Here is a 22,560-nt window from a genome sequence, read left to right as displayed (position 1 = left end):
GCGCCGCGCCGTGTGTCTGATTCCCCCGCTGCTGCGGGGCTTTCTGGCGCGGAAAGGTGGGCGATCAGGCGCGCGGGGTCAAGCTGGCCAGGGCGCCGGAAGCTTCAGCCGAACAGGCCGGCCCCCTTGGGCGGCTCGGCGCCGCGGTGCACGTGGGCGCCCAGAATCAGGCCGAGACCGAACAGCACGGTCAGCATCACCGATCCGCCATAGGAGATCATGGGCAAGGGCACGCCCACCACCGGGAACAGCCCCATCACCATGCCCGCATTGATGAACACATAGAAGGCGAAGGTGGACGCCACCCCCATCACCACAAGGCGGTGGAAGGCGGACCTGCACGCGCCCGCGATCATGACGCAATTGGCCAGCAATATCGCATACAGCCCCAACACTACCATGCAGCCGAAAAAGCCGAACTCCTCACCCAGCATGGTGAAGATGAAATCGGTCTGTTTTTCGGGCAGATAATTGAGGTGAGCCTGGCTGCCTTGCATATATCCCTTGCCCGTCAGACCGCCCGATCCCAGCGCGATCTTGGACTGGAGGATCTGATAGCCCGAACCCAGAGGGTCGGATTCAGGATCCAGGAAGGTGAAAATACGCTCGCGCTGATAATCCTTGAGCGCATAGGTCAGGACGGCCCAGGCGCCCGCCGCGCCGAACACGGCGCCCACGCCGATGATCCGCCAGGACAAGCCCGCCAGAAACACCATGATCATCCCCGTCGCCCCGATCAGCACCGAGGTGCCAAGATCGGGCTGGCGCGAGACCAGAAGCACCGGCGCAGCGATCATCAACAGGGGAAGGATCAGGCCGGCCAGGCTCGACACCCGGTCCTGGGGCAGGTCGTGATAATAACGCGCCAGCGCCAGAACGAGCGCGATCTTCATGATTTCAGACGGCTGCATGCGGATCGGGCCGATCTCAAGCCAGCGCTTGGCGCCCATGGCCGTGACGCCGAACAGCTCCACCCCCACCAGCAGGATCAGAGCGCCCAGATAAGCCGGATAGGCCACGCCCATCCAGAATCGCGGCGGCGCCAGCGCCACCCCCAGCATCACCGCCAGTCCGGCCGCGAAGCGCACTGAATGGCGTGAGGCGTACGGGTCCCAGGCCCCGCCCTCCACCGAATACAGCATGCCCACGCCGATGAGGCCGATCAGGATGATCAGCAAGACGAAGGCCCAGTTGATCTCGTAGAGCTTCTCGCGAAGGGTGCGCGGCACGCTCTGGGCAAAGACACCCATGGCTCAGCCCCCCTCTCTGGACAGCGCCGTCAGCGCCGCCAGCGGGCCGGTCTCCCGCGAAGCCGGATCACGCGACACCAGATCACGCAGTATGTCGCGCGCCGGGCGCGCCGCAGTACGGGTGCCGCCCATGCCGTGCTCGACCACGATGGCCACGGCGTAACGCGGATTGTCCTCCGGAGCGTAGCCGATGAACAGGCCGTGATTGCGCAGCCGCCAGGGCAGGTCTTCCTGATTGCGCACGCCACGCGCGCGCTCTTCAGGCGAGATGGAATAGACCTGGGCCGTGCCGGTCTTGCCGCACATGCGCGCGCCCTCGACGCCCAGCCCCGGACGCAGCGTCCAGTAGGCGGTTCCGCCCGGCTCATTGACCACCCCGCTCATGGCGCGGTGAACGGTTTCCAGATTGTGCGCGGCGAAGCCCAGGGATTCAAATTCAAAGCCTGGAGGACGCAATTGCAGGGTGGGCGTCACCGCCTTGCCTGTGGCCAGCCGTGCGGTCATGACCGCCAGTTGCAGCGGCGAACTCAACATATAGCCCTGCCCGATGCCGGTATTGAAGGTATCGCCCGTGGTCCAGGGCTGGCCGCGCCGGGCCCGCTTCCAGGCCGCGCTCGGCACCAGGCCGGAGGCGCGCTCGGGTATGGGCATGCCGATATCGAACAATTGCCCCAGCCCGCAGCGCAGCGCTGTCTCGCGGATGCGCTCAATGCCCAGACGGCGCGCCACCTCGTAATAATACGTGTCGCAAGACACCTTCATGGCGTCATGCATGTGCACATGGCCGTGCCCTTCCCGCCGCCAGCAATGGAAGGTGCGGTTACCCAGCTGGACCCGGCCTGTACAATGGATGCGCTCGGACGGGTTGATCACCCCGTGCTCCAGCGCCGCCATGGAGATCAGGCCCTTGATGGTGGAGGCCGGGGCGTAAAGCCCGGTGGTCGCCTTGTTGAACAGCGGCCGGTAGGGGTTGTTGTTCAGGGCGTTGAACTCGGACTGGCCAATGCCCAGCACGAAAGCATTGGGGTCAAAGCCCGGCGTTGAGGCCAGCACCAGGATCTCGCCATTGACCATGTCCAGCGCCACCGCCGCCGCCGCCTCCTGACCCAGGGCCTGCATGGCCACGCGCTGGGCGCGCAGATCAATGCTCAGATGCACGTCAGAACCCGGACGCGAGGGGATGGATTGCTCGGGCAGTTCGCGGATCACCCGGCCAAAGGCGTTGACCTCCACCTTCAGCTGGCCGGCCGACCCGCGCAGCTTGTTCTCATTGGCGATCTCGGCGCCCGTGCGTCCGATGCGAAAGCCCGGATGCAGCAATAGCCGGTCTCCGCGCGCCATCTCGGGCGGCGCCACCTGCACATAGCCGGTGACATGCGACATGGTCTGGGCGTGGGGATAGGTGCGCACCTCGCCCACATCGGGCAGGATGCCGGGCAGTTCGGGCAGATGCAGATTGATGCGCGCGAAGGTCTCCCAGTCGAGATCCTCGGCCACCGTCACCGGCTGGAAGCGGGGCGTGCGTGAAATCTGGGCCAGCAGGCGCTCCATGCGCGCCTCGGTGATCGGCAAATGCCGCGCCAGCCGCGCCAGCGCGCGCGCCGGATCGCCGGCCTGCTCGGGCACGATGAAAAGGCGGTAGTTGTCGCGGTTCTCCGCCAGCGCCTCGCCGGCGCGGTCCAGAATGCGCCCGCGCACGGGCGGCTGCAGGCGGAAGCTGAACTGATTGCTGTCCGACAGGGTGCGGTAGCGCTCCTGCTCCAGGATCTGCAGCGAATAGAGCTGTGCGCCCAGACCGCCAAACATCAGTGCGCCCGCGCCGCCCAGGAGGAGGACGCGCCGGTTGAACTGGGCCTGGGTTTCCTGTTTGTCGCGCCGCATGCGCCGGCGGGCCTCTTGGTCTGGACGTTCCTGGAAGCGCGGCCTAACCGCCGCGCCCCGAATTGAACATGGCCGAGCGGTCTTTACGTCTGGCAAACAGCCATCCAAGGACCGGGAACACAAGGATGGTCATGATCGCCTCGGTTATCAATGGCGCCACGCCAGCCCAGGCGCCAATGGCCGCCGATCCCGCGCCCCAGCTCAGAGCGTAGGCGATCGCGCACAAAATGGCGAAACGGACGACCAGCGGGCCGAAATCGGCGCTTCCCTCCTCGCTGCGCGGCCGGGCCAGGGCGAAGGCGGCCAGATAGGCCAGCGCCCACACCCCCAGCACCCCGCCGCTGATCAGATCCTGCAAGAGCCCGACCAGCAGAATGACCGGCGGTGAGACGAACCAGGGACGGCGCACCGACCAGATAAACAGGACGATCAGCGGCCAGGAGGGCGTCAGATCCGGCAGGCCGCCCACGCTGGAAGGCGCACTGTAGAGCACCAGCGCAAACCCCAGGGTCAGCACGTAGGCTGTCACGGACGGCCACAAGGCCTCCCTGTCGCGCGCCGCGCCCATCATTGTCCCGTCTCCGTATCTGGCGCTGCCGGTTGGTCCGGCGTCCCGGTCACACTGTCCGGCAAGGTTTCGGGCAAGGCCGGGATGGCTACAGGTTCGGCTTCCGGGTCAGCCACCGCGTCAAACGGCCAGATCCAGACCAGATCCAGCGGCGCCGCGTCACTGTAGAGCGCAACGCGCCAGCGGCCCTCACGGTCCAGGAAGGCCTGCCCCACAGGCAGGCCGCGCGGCAGCACATTGTCATCGCCCGATGTGACGATGCGGTCGCCCTCCAAAAGGTCCGGGTCATGGCTGAGAAAGTCGAGCCGGGGATAGTCCGTATTGTCCCCCAGCAGCAATGCGCGGGCATTGGAGCGGTCAGCCATCACCGCCACCCGGCTGTTGAGATCGGTCAGCAGGAGCACCCGTGAAGAGGTGCGGCCCACCTCTACGGTGCGCCCGATCAGGCCGTAGATATTGACGGCGGGATAGCCGGTCCGGACGCCGGCATCGGCGCCCGCCCCCACCAGCCGGGATTGCACGAAAGCGTTGGAGCGGTCGGCCACCGTCCACGCAGTAATGCGCTCGGCGCCGGCTGGCGCCTGGAGATTGAGCGCTTCGCGATAGCGCGCATTGCGCTCCTGCAGCGACAAGGCCACATCGCGCCAGGCGCGCAGCTCGGACGCCCGCAGGCGCAGCTCGCGGTTTTCCTCGGCCAGTTCCAGCTGATTGCGCCACCAGGGGCCGGTATTGGCCACGCCGCGCAACGGGCGGGCGGCCAGTTCCAGCACCGGGGCGGCCAGATCATTGAACGCGGCGCGCATAGCCGCCAGCGGCTCCAGGCGGGCGTCGGGACGGTCGAGAAAGGTCAGGACGATGGCGATGATGATACAGGCGCCGGTCAGGGCCGGCGCAAAGCGCACCCCGTCATCACCCTGCCATCGAGCGGACCTGTGCTGCGCCAATCCTCACCCTCGCCTGCCACGTACGGGGATCACACCGCTTCAGCCAGAATCGGACGCCACAGGCGCAGATTCTCCACCGCCTTGCCGCATCCCAGCACCACGCATGACAAGGGCTCATCGGCCAGGCTGACCGGCAGACCGGTACGGTCGCGCACCTCGGTGTCGAGATTGCGCAGAAGCGCCCCGCCGCCGGTGAGCACAATGCCCTTGTCCACAATATCGGCGGCCAGTTCGGGAGGCGTCGCCTCCAGCGCCTGCTTGACCGCCTCGACGATCTGCTCGACCGGCTCGGCGAGCGCGTCGGCGATCATGGCTTCGGTGACCACGATCTCGCGCGGCACCCCGTTCATCAGGTCGCGGCCCTTGATATCCAGCGTCAGCCCCTCGCCCTTGAGCGGCGGCGTGGCCGAACCGATTTCCTTCTTGATGCGCTCGGCGCTGGTCTCGCCGATCAGAAGATTCGCCGAGCGGCGCACATAATTGATGATCGCCTCGTCCATCTTGTCGCCGCCCACGCGCACCGAGCGCGCATAGACGATGCCCGACAGGCTCATCACCGCCACTTCCGTGGTGCCCCCGCCGATATCGACGATCATGGAGCCGGTGGGTTCATCGATGGGCAGCCCGGCGCCGACGGCGGCGGCCATGGGTTCATCAATGAGATAGACCTTGCGCGCGCCAGCCATATTGGCGCTTTCATGGATCGCGCGGCGCTCCACAGCCGTGGCGCCGGAGGGCACGCAGATCACCACTTGCGGGCTCACAAAGGTCTGGCGGTTGTGAACCTTGCGGATGAAGTGCTTGATCATTTCCTGGGCGACTTCGAAATCGGCGATGACGCCGTCGCGCATGGGGCGGATCGCCTCCACATTGCCCGGCGTCTTGCCCAGCATGAGCTTGGCTTCCGCGCCCACGGCCTGGACCTGCTTGCGGCCCTTTTCCACCTTGTAGGCGACCACGGAGGGCTCGTTCAGCACCACGCCGCGGCCCTTGACATAGACCAGCGTATTGGCGGTCCCCAGATCAATGGCGATATCGGCGGAGAGCAGACCGAACAGGCTTGAGAACATGTTTTGACCCGTATGATCTGGCGCGCGCGCCGGGCGCGCGCACACCTGCGGCAAAAATCAACTGTGTCCCTTGTGCGACGCTCCGTCCTTATTTGCAAGCGCATCGCCCTCATCAGCCTCAGCAGGGCCAGACAGCCAGCGCCGCGCAAACAGCATCGCGCCCAGCCACCCCAGCGCGGCCAGCAGCGCAGAGGCTGCGAGCCACAAGCTGCCTCCGCCCGCCAGCTCAATCATGCCGCGCCCGGCGAACGCCACCAGGGCGATTTTCGGGATGATTCCGATGGCGGTGCCGGCGGAAAACGCGATCACGCTCATGCGCGACACGCCTGCGGCCATATTGACCATGATGAACGGCCCGCTGGGCACGTTGCGGATGATCAGGCTGGCCCAGAATCCATTGCGTCCGACAAATTCGGAAATGCGGTTGATGGTCCGCCCGCCATAGCGGCGCACCACGTCCGCGCCTGCGAAGCGGCCCGTGTAGAACGTGATGAGCGCCGAGACCATGGTCGCGATCCAGGCATAGGCCGATCCGGTCCAGGGTCCGAAAGCCAGCACGCACGCGGCGATCAGCGCAAACTGGGGCGCGCCGACATAGGCCAGCACGGTGAAGGCCGCGATAGCCACCGGAAGGGCGTAATACCAGTGACGCGCGGCTGCGCCGAGCCACTGGTCGAGCATATCAGCGTCCACAAGCCCGCTGCGCCCGATGAGAAACATGGCTGCGACCATCACGAACAGGGCAAGGGAGATCACCACCGCGCGCACCGCGCGGGCGTCCATGTTGGAAAAATAGCGGATCACATGGTCCAGCTGCATGCGGTCACGTCCTGGCGTCCTGGGTCAGCGCCTGCAAGCCCGGCGCCGTCACGGCGTGCGGCGCGCAGAGCCCGCGCGAATATCAGCCCCGGCCGCCTCCACAGGATGATCCGCCGCCGCGCGCCGCCGGGCCATAAGGGATTTGCGGCCCGCTTCATAGTCCGCGACCCAGCGCCGGGCGAAGTCGCCCGAGATCACATCGGCGGCCACCGCCTCGAACACCGGGCGCACCGCCTCACGGATCGCGCCTTCCACCTCATGGGCGCCGAACTCGGCGGTGTCGGAGATGGCCTCATACATGCCGGCCATGCCACGCGTATGGATAAGATCGGCGATGTATTTGATTTCATGGACCGTATCGATATAGGCCATCTCAGGTCTGATGCCGGCGCGCAACAAGGTTTCAAACCCCTCGCGGGCCAGCGCGCAGACCCCGCCCACCAGCACGGCCTGCTCGCCGAGAATATCGGCCAGCGCCTCTTCGCGGAAACTGGTCTGGCGTATGCCCGCCCGCCCGCAGCCCAGCGCGGCGAGATAGGCCAAAGCCAGATCGCGCGCCCCGCCGCTGGCGTCCTGATGCACCGCCCAGAAGCCCAGAAGCCCGCCGCCGCGTTCAAACGCCTCGCGCACCGCCCCGCCCGGCCCCTTGGCCGCGGCCAGAACCACATCGGCGTCTGCAGGCGGATTGATCAGTCCATATTCGATGGAAAATCCGTGGCACAGGATCAAAGCCTGACCCGGCTTGCGGTTGGGCGCGATATGAGTGCGCCAGATCTCGCCATGAGCCTCGTCGGCGGCCAGCAATGACACCGCATCGGCCCGCACAGCCGCCTCGGAAAGCCCCGTGACCTCGAAGCCGTCGGCTTCAGCGCGCGCGCGATTGGGCGAGCCCTCGCGCAGGGCGACGATGACGCGCTCCACGCCCATATCGCGCAGATTGAGCGCATGGGAGCGGCCATGATTGCCATAGCCGATAATGGCCAGCGTGCGCGTGCGCACCGGCGCCAGATCGATATCGGCCTGGTACAGAACCGCGCTCATGGCTGTGCTCCTTCGAAGCCGGCCTCCAGAAGGGCGTCAAGCTCGGCGCGCGCGCCTTCCAGGTCAAGCCGGGTGATGCGCGCCCAGTCCGGGTGCTGGTTGGAAAACCAGGTGTATTGGCGCTTGGCGTAGCGCCGTGAGTCCCGCTTGGCGGTCTCGATCGCCGCGTCCAGCGAGACCTGCCCGCCCAGATGGTCCAGAAGCGGCGGCAGGCCCACCGCCTTCATGGCCGGCAAATCCGCCGCCAGACCCCGTGCCGCCAGCGCCCGCGCTTCATCCAGAGCGCCCGCCGCCATCATGGCGTCAAAGCGCGCTTCAATGCGCGCATAAAGCGCGGCGCGGTCCGGCAGGATCGCCACGCCCAGAACGCGCGCCGGATCGATCAGCGGGCGGGTGTCCGCCTGCAACTCGGACAAGGGCCGCCCGGCCGTGCGCGCCACGGCGATCAGGCGCATCAGACGCTGGCGGTCGCCCGGCTTCACCCGCGCTGCGCCCTCAGGATCAAGCGCTTCAGCCCCTGCGCGCAGGGCTTCAAGCCCGCCCTCATCGGCCAGCGCCTGCACATCGGCGGCGATATCTGCGGGAATGTCGGGAACCGGCGCCAGCCCGTCCAGAAGCGCCTTGAAATACAGCCCCGTGCCGCCGGCCAGAATGATCCGGCGGCCCCGGCTGCGAATATCGCCGATCACCTCCAGCGCCAGACGCGCCCAGCGCCCTGCGGAGCACCGCTCTGACGGGTCGATCACGCCGAACAGGTGATGGGGCGCTGCAGCCAGCTCCTCGGCCGAGGGCCGCGCGGTCAGGACAGCCAGCCCGTCATAGACCTGCATGGAATCAGCGTTGATGATCTCGGCGTTCAGCCGTCGCGCGGCGTGCAGGGCGAGCGCGGTCTTGCCCGAGGCGGTCGGGCCGCCGAGCAAGAGCATGTCGCGCGGCGCGCTCACCCGCGCAGGGTCTGCAGGAGATACTGGCCCTGACGGTTGAGAGTGACCAGGACCGGCCCGCCCGCACGCGCCGTCTCGGCCAGCTCGCGCGCCTGCTCCAGCCCCTCCACCCGCGTCCAGGCGATCTCCTCGAGCACGTCGCCCACGCGCACCTTGCCCGAGGCGTCGCTGTCGGGGTCCACCTCGGTCACCACCAGGCCATCGGCGTCGGGATGGATGCGGTATTGCCGGCGCAGGGCGTCGGTGATGGGGGCGAGCGTCAGGCCGAACACGCTGGCGCTGGCCGGCGCGCGCGGCTCGCGTTCGGGCGCGCCCTGCCCGCCCGGACGCGCCGGCGCTGCGCGCTCCTGCAGGCGGGCGATGGTCACGTTGAGGGTCAGGCTCTCGCCTCTGCGGAACACCTCCAGCGCCACGCGGGACTCAGGTTCGGTCTCGGCCACGATCCGGGTCAGGCGCCGGTCATCGGCCACGGCGCGCCCGCCAATCGCCAGGATCACGTCACCAGGCTGAAGCTCGGCCTCGGCGGCGGGACCATCCGGGTCGATACGCGTAACAACGGCGCCGCGCGCCGATGACAGCCCCATGGCGCGGGCCATGTCGGCGGTGACGGGCTGCACATTCACGCCCAGCCAGCCCCGGCGGGTCTCGCCAAAGCTGATGAGCTGGTCCACCACGGGCCGGGCCACTGCGCTGGGCACGGAAAACGAGATGCCTACGCTGGCCCCGGTGGGCGAGAAAATGGCGGTGTTCACCCCGATGACCTCGCCATCCAGATTGAACAGCGGGCCGCCCGAATTGCCCCGGTTGATGGACACATCGCTCTGCAGATAATCGTCGTACTGGCCGCCGATATCGCGCCCGCGCGCGCTGATCACGCCCACGGTCAGCGAACCGCCCAAGCCAAACGGATTGCCGATGGCCACCACCCAGTCGCCCACGCGTGCGCCATCGCTGTCGCCGAAGGGCACATAGGGCAAGCCCTCGCCCGCCTCCACACGCAGGACGGCCAGATCGGTGGCCGGGTCGCGCCCGATGATCTCGGCGGCCAGCACCCGGCCGTCCTGGAGCACCACCTCAACCGCGTCCGCATCCTCGATGACATGGTTATTGGTCACCACCAGCCCCTCAGGGTCGATGATGAAACCCGACCCCAGAGAGCGCGCCATGCGCGGGCCTTCGCCCAGCATGTCGTTGAACCGCTCCAGCGGCGAACCCGGCGGGAACACCGGCAGGCCGTCGCGCGGCCCGACCCTCTGGGCTGTGGCGATATTGACCACAGCCGGGCTCAGCCGGTCATTGAGGTCGGCAAAGCCCTCCCGGGGCTGGGCCCACGCCCCGCCCTGCCCGCTCATGACAAGCGCGAAACACATGGCGGCGAAGGCGAACAGGCGCATGGCGGGCTCCGGCGGGCTGGACCGCTGCAAGACTTAACGCGCCCGGCCCGGTTGCGCCAAGGGGCGCTCTCAGGCGCGCCCGGTCACAAGCGCGACAATGAACACGCCAACGGCCACGGCGAACAGCCCCGCGGTGCGCAAATGGGAGGGTCTGGCTTCACCGATCAGGGCCGCCATGCGCTGCATGGCGCCCGGGGCGGCGGCGTAGCACACGCCCTCAAGGACGAGCGCCACGCCAAGCCCGATCAGCAGCCATTCCATCGCCTGTCGCCTTTCGCCGCAAAACGGGGAACCGGCTTTGCGGTTCTAAACGGCGGCCGCCTGAGCGCCTCTAGCGCGGTGACCCTCTCTCGCTGCGGAAGTAGCGGAAGAACTCCGAGTCCGCCGGCACGATGATCGGCGTGCCGTCGCGCAGCGCGGTCTCATAGGCGATCATGCTGCGATAGAAATCGAAGAAGTCCGGATCCTGGTTAAAGGCGGCGGCGAAGATGCGGTTGCGCTCGCCATCGCCTTCACCGCGTATGCGCTCGGATTCGGCACGGGCATTGGCCAGAATCACCTCCACCTGGCGGTCTGCATCGGCCCGGATTTCGCGCGAGCGCTGTTCGCCCTCGGCGCGGATCTGGGCGGCTTCCTGCTGACGCTCGGCGCGCATGCGCTCGAATACCTGGTTGGCGATCTGCTGGGGCAGGTCAGCCCGCTTGATGCGCGCATCGATGATCTCGATCCCGAGATCCTGATTGCGCGCCTGGGTTTCCACGGCGACCCGGATGCGCTCCATGAGGTCGGCCCGCTGGCCGGAGATGATCTCGGACGAGGGCAGCGAGGCGATCACGCCACGCACCGAGTCATCCATGATCGAGCGCAGACGCTGGCGCAGGCCCGTCTCGTCACGCACGGTCTGGAACACCCGCAGCGGATTGACCACGCGGTAGCGCAGGAAGGCGTCCACCACGATCCGCTCCTGGTCAGAGGCCAGGATTTCAGACGGCGGGGTGTCAAACTCCAGGTTCCGCTTGTCGAAGAAGGTGACGGTGGTGATGAAGGGCGTGCGGAAATGCAGCCCCGCCTCGCTGGGCCGCGGCTCGTCGGGGTCCACGATGGCGTTGACCACGGCCATGGGCTCGCCAAAGCGCAGCACCAGGGCCTGCTGACGCTCCGAGACGATATAGATGGAATTCATCAGGACGATAACGCCCAGGATGACGACGCCGATAAGGGCGTAAATCACAGTGCGCATGGCGGCTTACTGGCCTCCCTGATTGCCGCGCGACTGAACCGCGCTGCTCTGGGGCGCCCGGCCCCTGTTCTGTCCCAGACGGTCAAGCGGCAGATAAGGCACTGCGCCGCCGTCCTGTTCGAGGATGATGAGTTCGGACCGGCCCAGCACCTGCTCCATGGTCTCCAGGAACATACGCCGGCGGGTCACGTCGCGGGCCTGCTGGTACTCAGCGAAGATCGAGTTGAAGCGGTCGGCCTGGCCGTCCGCCTCGGCGATCACCCGTTCGCGATAGCCGCGGGCCTGCTCGTCAATGCGGGCCGCTTCACCGCGCGCCTCGGGGATGATGCGGTTGGCGTAGGCGCGCGCTTCCAGCTCCAGCCTGGCGCGGTCCTGACGGGCCGCGTCCACGTCGCGGAAGGCGTCAATCACGGTGGCCGGGGGGGTGGCGTCCTGCAGCTGGACTTCCAGGATCTGGATGCCTGCAGTGTAATTGTTCAGCGTGGTTTGCAGAATATCGCGCGCCCGGCGGCCCACCTCGGCGCGGGCCTGGGTGATGATCGGCTGCAGGTCATTGGTGCCGACAACCTCGCGCATGGCGCTTTCGGCCACGGCCTTCACCATGCCTTCGGGATCGCGGACATTGAACAGGAAGTCGCGCACGCCTTCGGGATAAGCCAGATCAACGCGCCACTGCACCGTGAAGGTGATGTCCACGATATTCTCGTCGCGGGTCAGCATCAGGCTTTCCTGCGGGGTGCGGCCCACCACCACCTCGTTGACCGTAGTCACCGCAGGCAGCTCAACCGTCTCCACCGGGAAGGGCATTTTCAGGCGCAGGCCCGGCAGTTCGGTGCGGTTATACTCGCCAAAGCGCAGCACCACGCCGCGCTGCTCGGCGCCGACGAAGTAGTAGAAATTGCCCGGGACCGCGACCCAGACAAACAGGGCTGCGACGATCAGAAGGCCCGCAAGCCCGCCGCTGCCGCCGCCGCGCCCGCCGAACAGCCCGCCCAGCCAGTCCTGGAATTTGCGAACCGCATCTTCCATGTCCGGCTCGGGTCTGCGGCCGGGCCCGTTCTGGCCGCGCCCGCCCCAGGGATTGTTATTGCCTCCGCCGCCGCCGGCCGATCCCCACGGACCGCCGCCGCCGCCTGTATTATTGTTCCAGGGCATTCCTGTTTCCCGTCTCCTGGCGTGAAACCGCTGCGCGCCCGATGGGCTGCGCTGTCGAGGGAGTATCTGAACGTTCACACGGCCCGGTTCAAGAGAAACCGGTGCCGGGCGGGCAACGGGCCGCAGTTTGGCGCCTCAGCGGCGCTCCAGAATCCGGGCGGTGAAACCAGCCTCATCGCCCGGCGCCGGATCGAAACGCTGCGCTGACGCCTCGCGCCAATGGGCGGGATCGAGCGTGGGAAACAGCGCATCGCCCTGAGGCTCCAGATCGACCTCAGTCAGATAGAGACGGGCGGCTTTGGCAAGACAGGCCGCGTAGATCTGGGCGCCGCCAATGACGCAGATTTCCTCAGCCCCCTCGCGCCGCGCCACTTCATCAGCCAGCGCCAGCGCCGCGTCCAGATCACGCGCCACGCGCGCGCCCTCCACATCAGGAAGCGAGCGGCTGACCACGATATTGACCCGCCCCGGCAGGGGCTTGCGCGGCAGGCTGTCCCAGGTGCGCCGCCCCATCACCACCGGCTTGCCCAGCGTGACCGCCTTGAAATGCTTCAGATCAGACGGGATTCGCCAGGGCAAATCCCCGTCCCGCCCGATGACGCCATTGCGCGCCACGGCGACCACGAGGGCGATGGGGGTCATACGGCCACCGGCGCGGCGATGCGCGGATGGGGGTCATAGCCCTCCAGCGCGATGTGCTCGTATTCAAACGCGAACAGGTCGGTGACCGACGGGTCGAGCTTCAGCCGCGGCAGGGGCCGGGGCGCGCGCGAGAGCTGCTCGCGCACCTGATCGGTATGGTTTGAGTAGATGTGCGCGTCGCCAAACGTGTGGACATATTCGCCTGGCTCATAGCCGGTGGCCTGCGCGGTCATGGCCAGCAACAGCGCATAGCTGGCGATATTGAACGGCACGCCCAGGAACATGTCTGCGCTGCGCTGGTAGAGCTGCAGGTGCAGGCGCCCGCCCAGCACGCGGAACTGGAACAGGGTGTGGCAGGGCGGCAGCGCCATGGACGGCACGTCCGCCGGGTTCCAGGCCGACAGCACCAGGCGCCGGCTGTCGGGCGTTGAACTGATCGCCGCGACGAGATCGGCCAGCTGGTCGATCTGGCGCCCGTCCGGACCGGTCCAGCGCCGCCACTGCTTGCCATAGACGGGGCCCAGCTCGCCGTGCTCATCGGCCCACTCGTCCCAGATGCTCACCCCGCGCTCCTGCAGCCAGCGCACATTGGTCATCCCCTTGATGAACCAGAGGAGCTCCACCGCGATGGATTTGAAATGCACTTTCTTGGTGGTCAGCAGGGGAAAGCCGTCGGCCAGATCGCAGCGGATCTGGCGCCCGAACACGGCGCGCACGCCGGTACCCGTGCGGTCGCTCTGATCCTCGCCCTGCTCCATGATCTCGCGCAGCAGATCAAGATAGGCCGCTTCAACGCCGTGCGGGGGAACGAGGCTGGACTGAGTTTCGGCAAGGACCATGGGAACCGCCTGATTCGCTGGTGGCTGGCCTGGCAGTGTGCCGCCAAGACGCGCCGCCGTCACGCGCCGGCGCCGCCTGTCCACAGGCTGGCGCACCTGCCCCCACGCTTGCAACTCAATCATAATGCAGTACGGTTTTCCCCACCCAGCCATATGCGGAGGCCGTCATGCATGCCCTTGTGATCGCTGTTCTGGCCTTGACCCCCGCTGCATCCCTGCCTGAGCCTGTTGAGACGCGCATTGAGGCCATCGCTTCGGGCGAGCTGGCCTTCTGGGAGAGCGGGCTGGAGGCCTGGCGTTTTGGGGATGAGGAGCAGCAGGCGCTCTACGAGGCCTTCGAGGCGGAGACGCTTGCGCGAGCTCAAGCCTATGCGGCCCGGGTGCGCGCTGATCGCAATCTGCCAGAAGACACCGATCAGATCATCGGGTGTCAGCCGGCGGAGTTGATCCGTCTATCAGCAGCGCGCCAGTTCAGCGGACAAGGCGAAAACGCCGCTGACCACGCCGAGGCGCGCGCCGAGGCCATGCCCCTTATCACGCAATGGCATGAGGCCCACGCCAATCTTATGGATGCCCCGCGGGAGGCCGACACCGCCTGGGGCTACTTTATCAACGCGGCGGAACAGGAAAACGACCCGGTCTTGCGTGAACTTCTGATACGCGCAGCCAGAGACCAGTATGCGCGCGGCCTGTTCGGAGCTTTCACAAACGGGCAGGCCTCTCCTGGCGCCCGATCCCTGCTGATGACCGCCAATATGCACCTGGTCTGCACAACGGATCGCGATAACACGCCATGGCTGGCCACACATGTCCGCGCGGGCCGCTGGTTCACAATCACTGACCATGGGTCCACAGCAGCCCAAGCCGCCTGGGTAATCGCCCAGCACGCTGATCATGACCCGGAGTTTCAGCGCCAGGCGCTCACCCTGATCGAGCCTCTGGCCCGTGAAGGCGACATTCGTCAGAGCGAATTCGCCTTGTTGTTCGACAGGGTTCTGGTCAACATGGGCCAGCCGCAAATCTATGGCACGCGAGGCTCTTGCGTGGACGGACAGTGGACGGCCCGCCCGATTCAGGACGAGGCCGGGCTTGATGAACGCCGAGCGCAGATGGGACTTCAGCCCATGGAGGCGTATATCGCCCGCTTCGCAAACAGCTGCCCCTGACGACGTGATTCCCGCTTGCCAGCTCCCTCATCCGGCGCCATGGTGATCATCCTGGAACAAAGGGAGAATATTTCAATGATTGGGTATGTGACTGTCGGCACGCGCGACCTGCAACGCGCGGCGCCGTTCTACGACGCGCTGGCGAAAGAACTCGACACGCCGCGCATGATGGAGAGCGACAGCTTTATCGCCTGGGCCAGGGCGGACGGACAGGCGGCGGGCATCGGCCTGACCCTGCCCTATGACGGCCAGCCGGCCACGGTAGGCAATGGGGTGATGGTGGCTCTGGCCGCCCGCGACGAGACGCAGGTGGACCGGCTCTACCAGATCGCCCTGGATCAGGGCGGGACGTGCGAGGGCCCGCCCGGACCGCGGGGCGAGGGCTTCTATGCGGCCTATTTCCGCGATCTGGACGGCAACAAGCTGAACGCCTTCATCATGACGCCCGGTTTCCAGCCGGAGTAAAACTCACCCCTCCACGGTGTGGGTGCATTCCAGGCGCGCCTGTCGGTTGCATGCCGGCATGGCGCGCTTCACTATGGCCGGTCTGAGTGAACACAGTTGGCAGGCTTGATTTCACAATGCGTTTTGAAGGCACCAAGGCCTATGTGGCCACCGAGGAACTGGCTGCGGCGGTCAACGCCGCCATCATTCTGGAGCGTCCGCTCCTGGTGAAGGGCGAGCCGGGCACCGGCAAGACCGAGCTGGCCCGCCAGGTGGCCGAAGCGCTCGGCGCGCCCTTGCTGGAGTGGCATATCAAGTCCACCACCAAGGCCCATCAGGGGCTCTATGAATACGATGCGGTGGCGCGCCTGCGCGATTCCCAGCTGGGCTCGGACAAGGTCCATGACGTGCGCAACTATATCCGCAAGGGCAAGCTGTGGGAGGCCTTCACCGCGCCCGAGCGCCCGGTGCTGCTGATCGACGAGATCGACAAGGCCGATATCGAGTTCCCCAACGATCTCCTGCAGGAACTCGACCGGATGGAGTTCCATGTCTACGAGACCGGCGAGACCATCCGCGCGCAGCAGCGCCCCATTGTCATCATCACATCCAATAACGAAAAGGAGCTGCCCGACGCCTTCCTGCGCCGGTGCTTCTTCCACTTCATCGCGTTTCCCGACGAGGAGACGATGGAGCAGATCGTCAAGGTCCACTTCCCCGACCTCAAGGGCCGGCTGCTGTCCGAAGCGCTGGGCGCGTTCTTTGAACTGCGCACCGTGCCGGGCCTGAAGAAAAAGCCCTCCACCTCGGAATTGCTGGACTGGCTCAAGCTGTTGCTGGCCGAGGATGTGGACCCGGCGGTGCTGCGCGAGCGCGATCCGCGCAAGCTGATCCCGCCCATGCACGGCGCGCTCCTGAAGAACGAGCAGGACGTGCAGCTGTTTGAGCGCCTGGCCTTCATGGCCCGGCGCGACGGCGGGTGAGCGGTCAGGGCCGCGCCCATGTTCCACCGCTTCTTCACCGAGCTTCGCATGGCGAAAATCCCGGTCTCCACCCGGGAATACCTCACCCTGCTTGAAGCCCTGTCCAAGGGCGCCATCGATACCGATATCGACAGCTTCTACGCCGTCAGCCGCGCCGCCCTGGTCAAGGACGAGCGCCATTTCGACAAGTTCGACAAGGTGTTCGCCCATTTCTTTGAGGGCGTGGAGGCGCTGGGCGATCTGTTCAAGGCCGAGGACGTGCCCGAGGACTGGCTGCGCGCCGAGCTGATGCGCCACCTGTCCGAAGAGGACAAGGCGGCCATCGAGGCGATGGATTTCGACGCCCTGATGGAGACCCTGCGCGAGCGCCTGAAGGAACAGTCCAAGCGCCATGAGGGCGGCAATAAATGGATCGGAACAGGCGGAACAAGCCCCTATGGCCATTCGGGCTGGAACCCGGCGGGCGTGCGCATTGGCGGCCAGTCGCGCAACAAGCAGGCGGTGAAGGTCTGGGAGAACCGCCGCTTCAAGGACCTTGATAGCGAGCGCGAGCTGGGCACGCGCAACCTGAAAGTCGCCTTGCGGCGCCTGCGCCGGTTTGCGCGCGAGGGCGCGGAGGAGGAGCTGGACATCGCCGGCACGATCGACGCCACCGCCCGCCAGGGTCATCTGGACGTGAAGATGCGCCCCGAGCGGCGCAACGCCATCAAGGTGCTGGTGTTTTTCGATGTGGGCGGGTCCATGGATCCCTATATCGACCTGACCGAGCGCCTGTTCTCCGCGGCGCGTTCGGTGTTCAAGAATCTCGAATATTTCTACTTCCACAACTGCCCCTATGAGGCGGTCTGGCGGTCCAACCGGCGCCGGCGCCAGGAGGGCGTGCCGGTCAGCGAGCTGATCCGCACCTATCCGGCCGATTACAAGGTGGTGTTCGTGGGCGATGCGGCCATGTCGCCCACAGAGATCACCCATCCGGGCGGTTCGGTGGAGCACTGGAACGAGGAGGCCGGCGGGGTCTGGCTGCGCCGCATCGCGGAGACCTATCCCCATATGGTCTGGCTCAATCCCACGCCGGAAAGCTGGTGGCCGCACACCTATTCGGTCCAGCTGATACGCGAGATCATCGGCCCCCAGCGCATGTTCCCCCTCACCCCCCAGGGCGTGGACCGCGCCATGAAGGAGCTGGCGCGATAGCGCGGCCTGGTTTGGCGCCCCTGCGGCGCCGCAAACCCTTGGGCCGGGCCGCGCGCCAGCCTATAACCCTGCGCCATGACACATCACTTGCCGCCCCTTGGACTGGACCTGGACGATCTGGCCGCGCGCACCGCGCCCGAGGCCTGTCAGGACATGAATGAGGTGCGTGACGGCGTGGACCGGCTGGACCGGGCGCTGGTCGCCCTGATCGCCGAACGCACGCGCTATATGGAAGCTGCCGCGCGCATCAAGCCGGACCGGGACGCGGTGCGCGACGAGGCGCGTATCGCCGACGTGCTGGAAAAGGTCCGCCAGGCCGCCGAAGCGGCGGGTGCGCCCGCCGCCCTCACCCAGCCGGTCTGGCGCGAACTGGTGGAGCGCTCCATCGCCCATGAAATGAGCGTGTTCGACCGCACCCGCAGCTGACGCGCCCTCACCCGCCCCGGAGCGCCGCGATTTCACGGCTCACAGCGCCCGCCGCCTTTTCCACCTGCGCCAGCGCCTGACCATCACGAGGCTGGTCCTCCGCCCTGGCGCACGCCTCGCCCAGCGCCATGGCGCCCACGCCGCGGGATGCGCCCTTGAGCGTATGGGCCGCCCGGCGCCAAGCCTCGTCATCATCGGCAGCTTTCATCGCCGCAAGACAAGCCCCCATCTGGGATTCCAAAAGCGCAAACAGCTCTGCCTCCAGCGCCGCATCCCCGCCGCTATAGCGGCGCAGATGAGCGCGATCGAGCACAGGCAAGGCTTGGTCTGGATGGGTCACGCTTCGCCTCATGACGGAACCGGGCGCGCCCGCGACGGGATGCGCGCTGTAACGCTGACATGGCCAGCCTGTACGGACAAGCCCGGCTTGACGGCGCGCACCGGTAGGGCTCAACTGGCGCGCATGACCCTGATAGATGAATACAAATCACGCATCGGCGAAACGCGCACATCGGACTGGCTCCTGATCGATCAGGGCCGGGTCAACGCGTTCGCTGACATCACCCTGGACCATCAGTTCATCCATGTGGACCCCGAGCGGGCCAAGGCCGAGACGCCGTTCGGCGGCCCCATCGCCCATGGATTTCTGACCCTGTCCATGCTCAGCCATTTCGCCGCTCAATGCATGCCGGCCTTTCCGCAAAAGGCCATCGGCATCAATTACGGCTTCGACAAGGTGCGCTTTCTCAGCCCTGTGCCCGTGGGCGCACGCATCCGGGGCAAGTTCACACTGGCGGCCGTGGAGCAGCGCAAGCCGGGTCAGATCCAGCTGTCTCACGACGCCGAGGTGGAGATCGAGAATGCGCCAGCGCCGGCCCTGGCCGCGCGCTGGCTGAGCCTGGTGGTGACCGGTTGACCGGCTTCTCCATATCCCGCGCAACAAAAAAACCCCGGACCCTGCGGTCCGGGGTTTTGAATATGTGAGGCCGGAGGGCTCTAGCGGCGCCGGCGTGCGATCCGGTCCACTTCCGCCTGGACCTTTTCTTCCACGATGGCCGGCAGGTTCTCGTCCAGCCACTGCTTGAGCATGGGCCGCATCAGTTCGCGCACAATGCCCTCCAGCGTCTGGCCCTGCTCGGAGGACACACGCAGATTTTCAGACAGCGCCGCGAACATGCTCGACGCCGCGCTGGCCGGCGCCTCATCCAGCAGTGAGTCGTCTTCCGGCCCGGGCGCAGGCTCGGGGGCGGCCGCCTGCACCGGCGCAGGCTCTGGCGCGGGCTCAGGTTCGGCTTCGGGTTCAGGCTCGTCCTCGCGGTCCACGATCATGAGATCGTCGGACACGGCCAGCGGCGCCGTGCCGCCGGCAACCGCATCATCCTCGACCCGGTCGGTCAGTTCGAGCACATCGTCCTCGAAATCCGGCTGGGGCTCCGGCGCAGGGTCAACCACAGGCGCGGGCTCCGGCTCGGGAGCGGGCTCAGCTTCCATGGCCGCTTCAGGCTCAGCTTCCATCTCAGGCGCCGGTTCGGGCTCGGAGGCGGTCTCGGCCGTTTCAGCAGCCGGCTTTTCCTCTTCGTCCTCATTGATGATCCGGCGGATGGAGGCGAGAATCTCCTCCATTGTCGGTTCTTGTTCGGCGGTGTCCTGAGCCATGGCGGTATCCTTGTTCCGTCGAGGGGAAACGGTCGGCGCAAACCTACGCGCGACCATACGCCCCTGTCCAGCTTGGGGACGCCGTCACAGTGTTAGTTCCAGGGAATTAAGCTGAAGTTAGGCCACCGCGTCCGGCTGTCGGCGCCGATATCCTCATCCGCCGCCACCGCCAGCTGAAGATCGCGCGCGCTGAGCATGCCCAGGGTCTGCAGCAGGCTGTAGCTGGCCACCGCCAGATCACGCTCGGCGCGCACCAGCTCCAGGCGCGAATTGAGCAATTCCTGCTCGGCGTTGAGCACGTCCAGCGTGGTGCGAAGCCCCACAAAGGCCTCCTGCTCCACGCCTTCAAACGCGATTTCGTTGGCGCGCACCGCCTCGCGGCTGGATTCGATCACAGCCTGGGCGGCCAGATAGGTGTTCCAGGCATTGGTCACCGACTCAACCACCTGCCGGCGCGCGGTCAGGCCCGACAGGCGCGCCTCGTCGGCCGAGGCTTGCGCCTCGCGCACGCGCGACTGGTTCAGACCGCCGGTGAAGATCGGCACGCTCACGCGCGCCTGCACCTGGGCCGAACCGCGGGCCTGGCCGGAAAACGCCGAATCCCGGCCTTCATTGACCGAGGCGCTTAACGAGACTTCCGGCAGCATGGCGCCGCGGGCCACACGGATATTTTCGCGCGCGGCGATCTCGTTGAATTCAACCGCCCGCAGGTCGGGATTATTGTCCAGCGCCGTCCCCAGCGCCCCATCCAGCGCATCAGGCACCGCATCCGCCGGGCTCACCGAATCAGGCTCGACCGGGTCAATGCCCGTCACACGCGCGTATGCGGCGCGCGAAGCGGCCAGCGCCGCCTGGGCCGCTGAAAGCTGGGCGCGCGCGCCAGATAGGCGCGCTTCGGCCTGAGCCACGTCCGTGCGGGTGATCTCACCCACCTCGAAGCGGTCGCGCGCCGCGCGCAGCTGCTCGGCCAGCACCTCGACATTATTGGAGCGGATGCCCACGATCTGCTGGTCGCGCGTGACATTGGCGTGGGCCGAAACCGCATCAAGCAGCACGCCCTGCTCCACCGCGCGCAGGCGCTCGCGCCCGGCCTCGAAGCGGGCCTGGGCCGCATTGATGGATCCGCGCGTGCGTCCGCCACGATAGATGGGCTGGCTCAGCGAAGCGCCCACACTGCTCGAACCCGCATTACCGCCCACAGGGCTGGCGCCCCAGGTTTCCGATTCGCTCAACGTCCCGCTGGCCGAAAGCTGCGGCAGCTGGACCGAGCGGGCCTGCACCACGCCCTCCGCACTCTGACGCAAGCGCGCGCGCTCGGCCTGGAGCTGGGGGTTGGAGCGGTAGGCCGCCGACAGGGTTTCCTCCAGCGACTGGGCGTGAACCTGCGCCCCGCCCGCCATAAGCCCCGCAGCCAGTGCCGCTGTAATCCAGTACTTCATGGCGCCCTCACGTCCTTGTCCGCAGCGATAACTTGTACCCGGGCATACACCAGATACAGTCCCGGCGGGCGAGTGAACAGTGTTCACTTCATTAAATTTTGGCGAGCGTGTGATACACGCCACGGCAAATGATACGCGCCTAGAACACAAAACCCGGCGCGGGTTCGAAGCCCGGCAGATAGGGCGGCGCGGCGTCAAACACAGCCCGCTCGCCCACGGCCTGTCCGGCGCGGGTGTAAATTCGCGCCCGGCCCACTTCGCCCTCGCGCACGATCACTGCGAGGCGTCCGCCATCGGCCAGCTGGTCCAGCCAGGCCTCCGGCACTGTGGAGACCGCGCCATTGACCACGATCACATTGAACGGGCCCTGCCCGGGCACGCCCTTGTCCAGCGGGCCGTCGACCACCACCGCATTGTCGGCGCCGGCTTCAGCCAGCCGGTCGCCCGCCTTCGCCGCCAGCGCCGCGTCATCTTCCAGGCCCACCACCGTCTCGGCCATGCGCGCCAGAACGGCGGTGGAATAGCCCAGCCCGCAGGCGATATCGAGCACCACATCGCCCGGCTTCACCCCTGCAGCCTGCACCAGCTTGGAGAAATCACGCGGGCGCAGCAGGGCGCGGCCATTATTGAGCCGTATCTCGGCATCGGCATAGGCGCGCGCGGCCTGGGCCTTGGGCACGAAGCGCTCGCGCGCCACCACGGCCATGGCGTCCTGAAGGCGCGTATCGGTGACATCGCTGGGGCGCACCTGGCTGTTGACCATGGCGAGGCGGGCCTGGGTGAAATCAAACACGGGCGCGACCTTGTGGCTGATCCGGCAGTTCCGGAAGAGGATACGAATGGCGGCTTATATCCCGCGCCTTTCGCCTGCGGCAAGGCGGGGCTGCGCATCGGTGCAGCCACGCGCAGTCAAGCGCGTTGCAGGCCGGGCGCGCCTTGGCTATGAGAAAGCTTCGCTCAGGGCGGCGCCATGGCGGAGTGGTGACGCAGAGGACTGCAAATCCTTGTACCCCGGTTCGATTCCGGGTGGCGCCTCCAGAGCCCCTTCCCTTTCGGCTGATGACTATTGCGCCGGGCGCGCCTGGGGATGATCGATCACGCCCGCTTCCACCAGATGGCGGCGCAGCTGGCCGGTGAAGGCCAGGAAGGTCATGCGATAATCACTGATCAGCGACCACAGCGGATGATCGAACGTGGCCGGCTTGTTGCGTTCGATGAAGGCGTGGCTGACCCAGGCGAAGCCATAGCCGAACAGCGGAAACAGGATCAGCGCCCACCAGGTCTGGGTGGCCAGCGCAAAGATCAGCGCCGACGTGGCCAGCACCGTGCCCGCGTAATGGAAATAGCGCGTGGGCGCCAGCGCGTGCTCGCGCAGATAATAAGGCCAGAACTCGCCATAGGTATCAGCCTTCCTGGCCATCGTCTCCTCCTTCATGCTCCGGTCTGACGCCGGGTCCGCCATCGT

25 protein-coding genes and 1 tRNA gene are annotated in these 22,560 nt (G+C 66.8%); 7 read left to right on the top strand and 19 right to left on the bottom strand.

Annotated elements, in window-relative coordinates; translation table 11 throughout:
- Window positions 1-104 precede the first annotated feature (104 nt).
- The 14 genes from rodA to F1654_RS01025 form a co-directional block, all read right to left on the bottom strand.
- Window positions 105-1,250, bottom strand: coding sequence for a rod shape-determining protein RodA (rodA, locus tag F1654_RS01090; protein WP_150021663.1), 1,146 nt, complete (start codon window positions 1,248-1,250; stop codon window positions 105-107).
- A 3-nt stretch (window positions 1,251-1,253) separates the two neighbouring features.
- Window positions 1,254-3,131, bottom strand: coding sequence for a penicillin-binding protein 2 (mrdA, locus tag F1654_RS01085; protein WP_150021662.1), 1,878 nt, complete (start codon window positions 3,129-3,131; stop codon window positions 1,254-1,256).
- 43 nt (window positions 3,132-3,174) lie between these two features.
- A complete protein-coding gene (gene mreD / locus F1654_RS01080) occupies window positions 3,175-3,702 on the bottom strand; it encodes a rod shape-determining protein MreD (RefSeq protein WP_150021661.1) in 528 nt (175 codons plus the stop codon).
- Window positions 3,699-4,643, bottom strand: a complete 945-nt coding sequence (gene mreC / locus F1654_RS01075; RefSeq protein WP_233205045.1) for a rod shape-determining protein MreC — start codon at window positions 4,641-4,643, stop codon at window positions 3,699-3,701. Before mreC ends, mreD begins: the two co-directional genes overlap by 4 nt.
- Before the next feature lie 29 nt (window positions 4,644-4,672).
- On the bottom strand, window positions 4,673-5,713 hold the full coding sequence (locus F1654_RS01070; RefSeq protein ID WP_150021660.1) for a rod shape-determining protein: 1,041 nt from the start codon (window positions 5,711-5,713) through the stop codon (window positions 4,673-4,675).
- 57 nt (window positions 5,714-5,770) lie between these two features.
- Window positions 5,771-6,532, bottom strand: a complete 762-nt coding sequence (locus F1654_RS01065) for a TVP38/TMEM64 family protein (RefSeq protein ID WP_150021659.1) — start codon at window positions 6,530-6,532, stop codon at window positions 5,771-5,773.
- A gap of 48 nt (window positions 6,533-6,580) precedes the next feature.
- On the bottom strand, window positions 6,581-7,573 hold the full coding sequence (ilvC, locus tag F1654_RS01060; RefSeq protein ID WP_150021658.1) for a ketol-acid reductoisomerase: 993 nt from the start codon (window positions 7,571-7,573) through the stop codon (window positions 6,581-6,583).
- The gene (gene miaA, locus F1654_RS01055) at window positions 7,570-8,499 is read right to left on the bottom strand and encodes a tRNA (adenosine(37)-N6)-dimethylallyltransferase MiaA (RefSeq protein WP_199200471.1); all 930 of its coding nucleotides are present in this window, start codon (window positions 8,497-8,499) and stop codon (window positions 7,570-7,572) included. The genes ilvC and miaA overlap by 4 nt, the downstream gene beginning before the upstream one ends.
- Window positions 8,500-8,513: 14 nt before the next feature.
- Complete coding sequence (locus F1654_RS01050) at window positions 8,514-9,911, bottom strand: trypsin-like peptidase domain-containing protein (protein ID WP_233205044.1); 1,398 nt, start codon at window positions 9,909-9,911, stop codon at window positions 8,514-8,516.
- 69 nt (window positions 9,912-9,980) lie between these two features.
- Entirely contained in the window at window positions 9,981-10,172 is a 192-nt protein-coding gene (locus F1654_RS01045) for a DUF2065 domain-containing protein (RefSeq protein ID WP_150021656.1), read from the bottom strand.
- A gap of 70 nt (window positions 10,173-10,242) precedes the next feature.
- Window positions 10,243-11,151 (bottom strand): protease modulator HflC, encoded by a 909-nt coding sequence (gene hflC / locus F1654_RS01040; protein WP_150021655.1) that lies wholly within the window; start codon window positions 11,149-11,151, stop codon window positions 10,243-10,245.
- 6 nt (window positions 11,152-11,157) lie between these two features.
- Window positions 11,158-12,306, bottom strand: a complete 1,149-nt coding sequence (gene hflK / locus F1654_RS01035; RefSeq protein WP_150021654.1) for an FtsH protease activity modulator HflK — start codon at window positions 12,304-12,306, stop codon at window positions 11,158-11,160.
- 135 nt (window positions 12,307-12,441) lie between these two features.
- On the bottom strand, window positions 12,442-12,948 hold the full coding sequence (locus F1654_RS01030; RefSeq protein WP_150021653.1) for a dihydrofolate reductase: 507 nt from the start codon (window positions 12,946-12,948) through the stop codon (window positions 12,442-12,444).
- The gene (locus F1654_RS01025) at window positions 12,945-13,787 is read right to left on the bottom strand and encodes a thymidylate synthase (RefSeq protein WP_150021652.1); all 843 of its coding nucleotides are present in this window, start codon (window positions 13,785-13,787) and stop codon (window positions 12,945-12,947) included. Before F1654_RS01025 ends, F1654_RS01030 begins: the two co-directional genes overlap by 4 nt.
- Window positions 13,788-13,954: 167 nt before the next feature.
- Between F1654_RS01025 and F1654_RS01020 the strand changes: the two genes are divergently transcribed.
- From F1654_RS01020 to F1654_RS01000, 5 genes are all read left to right on the top strand, one after another.
- The gene (locus tag F1654_RS01020) at window positions 13,955-14,953 is read left to right on the top strand and encodes a DUF6624 domain-containing protein (protein ID WP_150021651.1); all 999 of its coding nucleotides are present in this window, start codon (window positions 13,955-13,957) and stop codon (window positions 14,951-14,953) included.
- A 75-nt stretch (window positions 14,954-15,028) separates the two neighbouring features.
- Window positions 15,029-15,418, top strand: a complete 390-nt coding sequence (locus F1654_RS01015; RefSeq protein WP_150021650.1) for a VOC family protein — start codon at window positions 15,029-15,031, stop codon at window positions 15,416-15,418.
- 116 nt (window positions 15,419-15,534) lie between these two features.
- Window positions 15,535-16,380, top strand: coding sequence for an AAA family ATPase (locus F1654_RS01010; RefSeq protein ID WP_150021649.1), 846 nt, complete (start codon window positions 15,535-15,537; stop codon window positions 16,378-16,380).
- A gap of 18 nt (window positions 16,381-16,398) precedes the next feature.
- Window positions 16,399-17,574 carry a vWA domain-containing protein gene (locus F1654_RS01005; RefSeq protein ID WP_150021648.1) on the top strand — a complete coding sequence of 392 codons (1,176 nt, stop codon included), beginning with the start codon at window positions 16,399-16,401 and terminating at the stop codon, window positions 17,572-17,574.
- Window positions 17,575-17,649: 75 nt separating this feature from the next.
- Window positions 17,650-18,000 (top strand): chorismate mutase, encoded by a 351-nt coding sequence (locus F1654_RS01000; protein WP_150021647.1) that lies wholly within the window; start codon window positions 17,650-17,652, stop codon window positions 17,998-18,000.
- A 7-nt stretch (window positions 18,001-18,007) separates the two neighbouring features.
- On the opposite strand, the gene F1654_RS00995 is transcribed toward F1654_RS01000, so the two are convergent.
- Window positions 18,008-18,340, bottom strand: coding sequence for an Hpt domain-containing protein (locus F1654_RS00995; protein ID WP_233205041.1), 333 nt, complete (start codon window positions 18,338-18,340; stop codon window positions 18,008-18,010).
- Window positions 18,341-18,463: 123 nt separating this feature from the next.
- On the opposite strand from F1654_RS00995, the gene F1654_RS00990 reads away from it, so the two are divergent.
- The gene (locus tag F1654_RS00990; RefSeq protein ID WP_150021645.1) at window positions 18,464-18,916 is read left to right on the top strand and encodes a MaoC family dehydratase; all 453 of its coding nucleotides are present in this window, start codon (window positions 18,464-18,466) and stop codon (window positions 18,914-18,916) included.
- An 80-nt stretch (window positions 18,917-18,996) separates the two neighbouring features.
- On the opposite strand, the gene F1654_RS00985 is transcribed toward F1654_RS00990, so the two are convergent.
- The 3 genes from F1654_RS00985 to F1654_RS00975 all read right to left on the bottom strand — a co-directional run bounded on the left by F1654_RS00985 (window position 18,997) and on the right by F1654_RS00975 (window position 21,888).
- On the bottom strand, window positions 18,997-19,656 hold the full coding sequence (locus F1654_RS00985) for a DUF2497 domain-containing protein (RefSeq protein ID WP_150021644.1): 660 nt from the start codon (window positions 19,654-19,656) through the stop codon (window positions 18,997-18,999).
- A gap of 92 nt (window positions 19,657-19,748) precedes the next feature.
- The gene (locus F1654_RS00980; protein ID WP_150021643.1) at window positions 19,749-21,095 is read right to left on the bottom strand and encodes a TolC family outer membrane protein; all 1,347 of its coding nucleotides are present in this window, start codon (window positions 21,093-21,095) and stop codon (window positions 19,749-19,751) included.
- A 139-nt stretch (window positions 21,096-21,234) separates the two neighbouring features.
- Window positions 21,235-21,888, bottom strand: coding sequence for a protein-L-isoaspartate O-methyltransferase family protein (locus tag F1654_RS00975; protein ID WP_150021642.1), 654 nt, complete (start codon window positions 21,886-21,888; stop codon window positions 21,235-21,237).
- 171 nt (window positions 21,889-22,059) lie between these two features.
- Here F1654_RS00975 and F1654_RS00970 point away from each other — a divergent pair.
- Window positions 22,060-22,133: transfer RNA gene (locus F1654_RS00970), tRNA-Cys, on the top strand.
- Window positions 22,134-22,158: 25 nt separating this feature from the next.
- Here the strand turns inward: F1654_RS00970 and F1654_RS00965 are convergent.
- A complete protein-coding gene (locus tag F1654_RS00965; RefSeq protein ID WP_150021641.1) occupies window positions 22,159-22,515 on the bottom strand; it encodes a DUF962 domain-containing protein in 357 nt (118 codons plus the stop codon).
- Window positions 22,516-22,560: the final 45 nt, after the last annotated feature.

The organism is Alkalicaulis satelles (assembly GCF_008630495.1).
GTDB classification, from domain to species: Bacteria; Pseudomonadota; Alphaproteobacteria; order Caulobacterales; family Maricaulaceae; genus Oceanicaulis; species Oceanicaulis satelles.
This window is presented reverse-complemented; position numbering and strand designations above follow the sequence as displayed.

What these genes read in the sequence shown, in the direction of transcription:
- rodA (WP_150021663.1), bottom strand. Translation starts at nt 1,250, where the DNA reads ATGGGTGTCTTTGCCCAGAGCGTGCCGCGCACCCTTCGCGAGAAGCTC.
- mrdA (WP_150021662.1), bottom strand. Translation starts at nt 3,131, where the DNA reads ATGCGGCGCGACAAACAGGAAACCCAGGCCCAGTTCAACCGGCGCGTC.
- mreD (WP_150021661.1), bottom strand. Translation starts at nt 3,702, where the DNA reads ATGATGGGCGCGGCGCGCGACAGGGAGGCCTTGTGGCCGTCCGTGACA.
- F1654_RS01070 (WP_150021660.1), bottom strand. Translation starts at nt 5,713, where the DNA reads ATGTTCTCAAGCCTGTTCGGTCTGCTCTCCGCCGATATCGCCATTGAT.
- F1654_RS01065 (WP_150021659.1), bottom strand. Translation starts at nt 6,532, where the DNA reads ATGCAGCTGGACCATGTGATCCGCTATTTTTCCAACATGGACGCCCGC.
- ilvC (WP_150021658.1), bottom strand. Translation starts at nt 7,573, where the DNA reads ATGAGCGCGGTTCTGTACCAGGCCGATATCGATCTGGCGCCGGTGCGC.
- miaA (WP_199200471.1), bottom strand. Translation starts at nt 8,499, where the DNA reads ATGCTCTTGCTCGGCGGCCCGACCGCCTCGGGCAAGACCGCGCTCGCC.
- F1654_RS01050 (WP_233205044.1), bottom strand. Translation starts at nt 9,911, where the DNA reads ATGCGCCTGTTCGCCTTCGCCGCCATGTGTTTCGCGCTTGTCATGAGC.
- F1654_RS01045 (WP_150021656.1), bottom strand. Translation starts at nt 10,172, where the DNA reads ATGGAATGGCTGCTGATCGGGCTTGGCGTGGCGCTCGTCCTTGAGGGC.
- hflC (WP_150021655.1), bottom strand. Translation starts at nt 11,151, where the DNA reads ATGCGCACTGTGATTTACGCCCTTATCGGCGTCGTCATCCTGGGCGTT.
- hflK (WP_150021654.1), bottom strand. Translation starts at nt 12,306, where the DNA reads ATGCCCTGGAACAATAATACAGGCGGCGGCGGCGGTCCGTGGGGATCG.
- F1654_RS01030 (WP_150021653.1), bottom strand. Translation starts at nt 12,948, where the DNA reads ATGACCCCCATCGCCCTCGTGGTCGCCGTGGCGCGCAATGGCGTCATC.
- F1654_RS01025 (WP_150021652.1), bottom strand. Translation starts at nt 13,787, where the DNA reads ATGGTCCTTGCCGAAACTCAGTCCAGCCTCGTTCCCCCGCACGGCGTT.
- F1654_RS01020 (WP_150021651.1), top strand. Translation starts at nt 13,955, where the DNA reads ATGCATGCCCTTGTGATCGCTGTTCTGGCCTTGACCCCCGCTGCATCC.
- F1654_RS01015 (WP_150021650.1), top strand. Translation starts at nt 15,029, where the DNA reads ATGATTGGGTATGTGACTGTCGGCACGCGCGACCTGCAACGCGCGGCG.
- F1654_RS01010 (WP_150021649.1), top strand. Translation starts at nt 15,535, where the DNA reads ATGCGTTTTGAAGGCACCAAGGCCTATGTGGCCACCGAGGAACTGGCT.
- F1654_RS01005 (WP_150021648.1), top strand. Translation starts at nt 16,399, where the DNA reads ATGTTCCACCGCTTCTTCACCGAGCTTCGCATGGCGAAAATCCCGGTC.
- F1654_RS01000 (WP_150021647.1), top strand. Translation starts at nt 17,650, where the DNA reads ATGACACATCACTTGCCGCCCCTTGGACTGGACCTGGACGATCTGGCC.
- F1654_RS00990 (WP_150021645.1), top strand. Translation starts at nt 18,464, where the DNA reads ATGACCCTGATAGATGAATACAAATCACGCATCGGCGAAACGCGCACA.
- F1654_RS00985 (WP_150021644.1), bottom strand. Translation starts at nt 19,656, where the DNA reads ATGGCTCAGGACACCGCCGAACAAGAACCGACAATGGAGGAGATTCTC.
- F1654_RS00980 (WP_150021643.1), bottom strand. Translation starts at nt 21,095, where the DNA reads ATGAAGTACTGGATTACAGCGGCACTGGCTGCGGGGCTTATGGCGGGC.
- F1654_RS00965 (WP_150021641.1), bottom strand. Translation starts at nt 22,515, where the DNA reads ATGGCCAGGAAGGCTGATACCTATGGCGAGTTCTGGCCTTATTATCTG.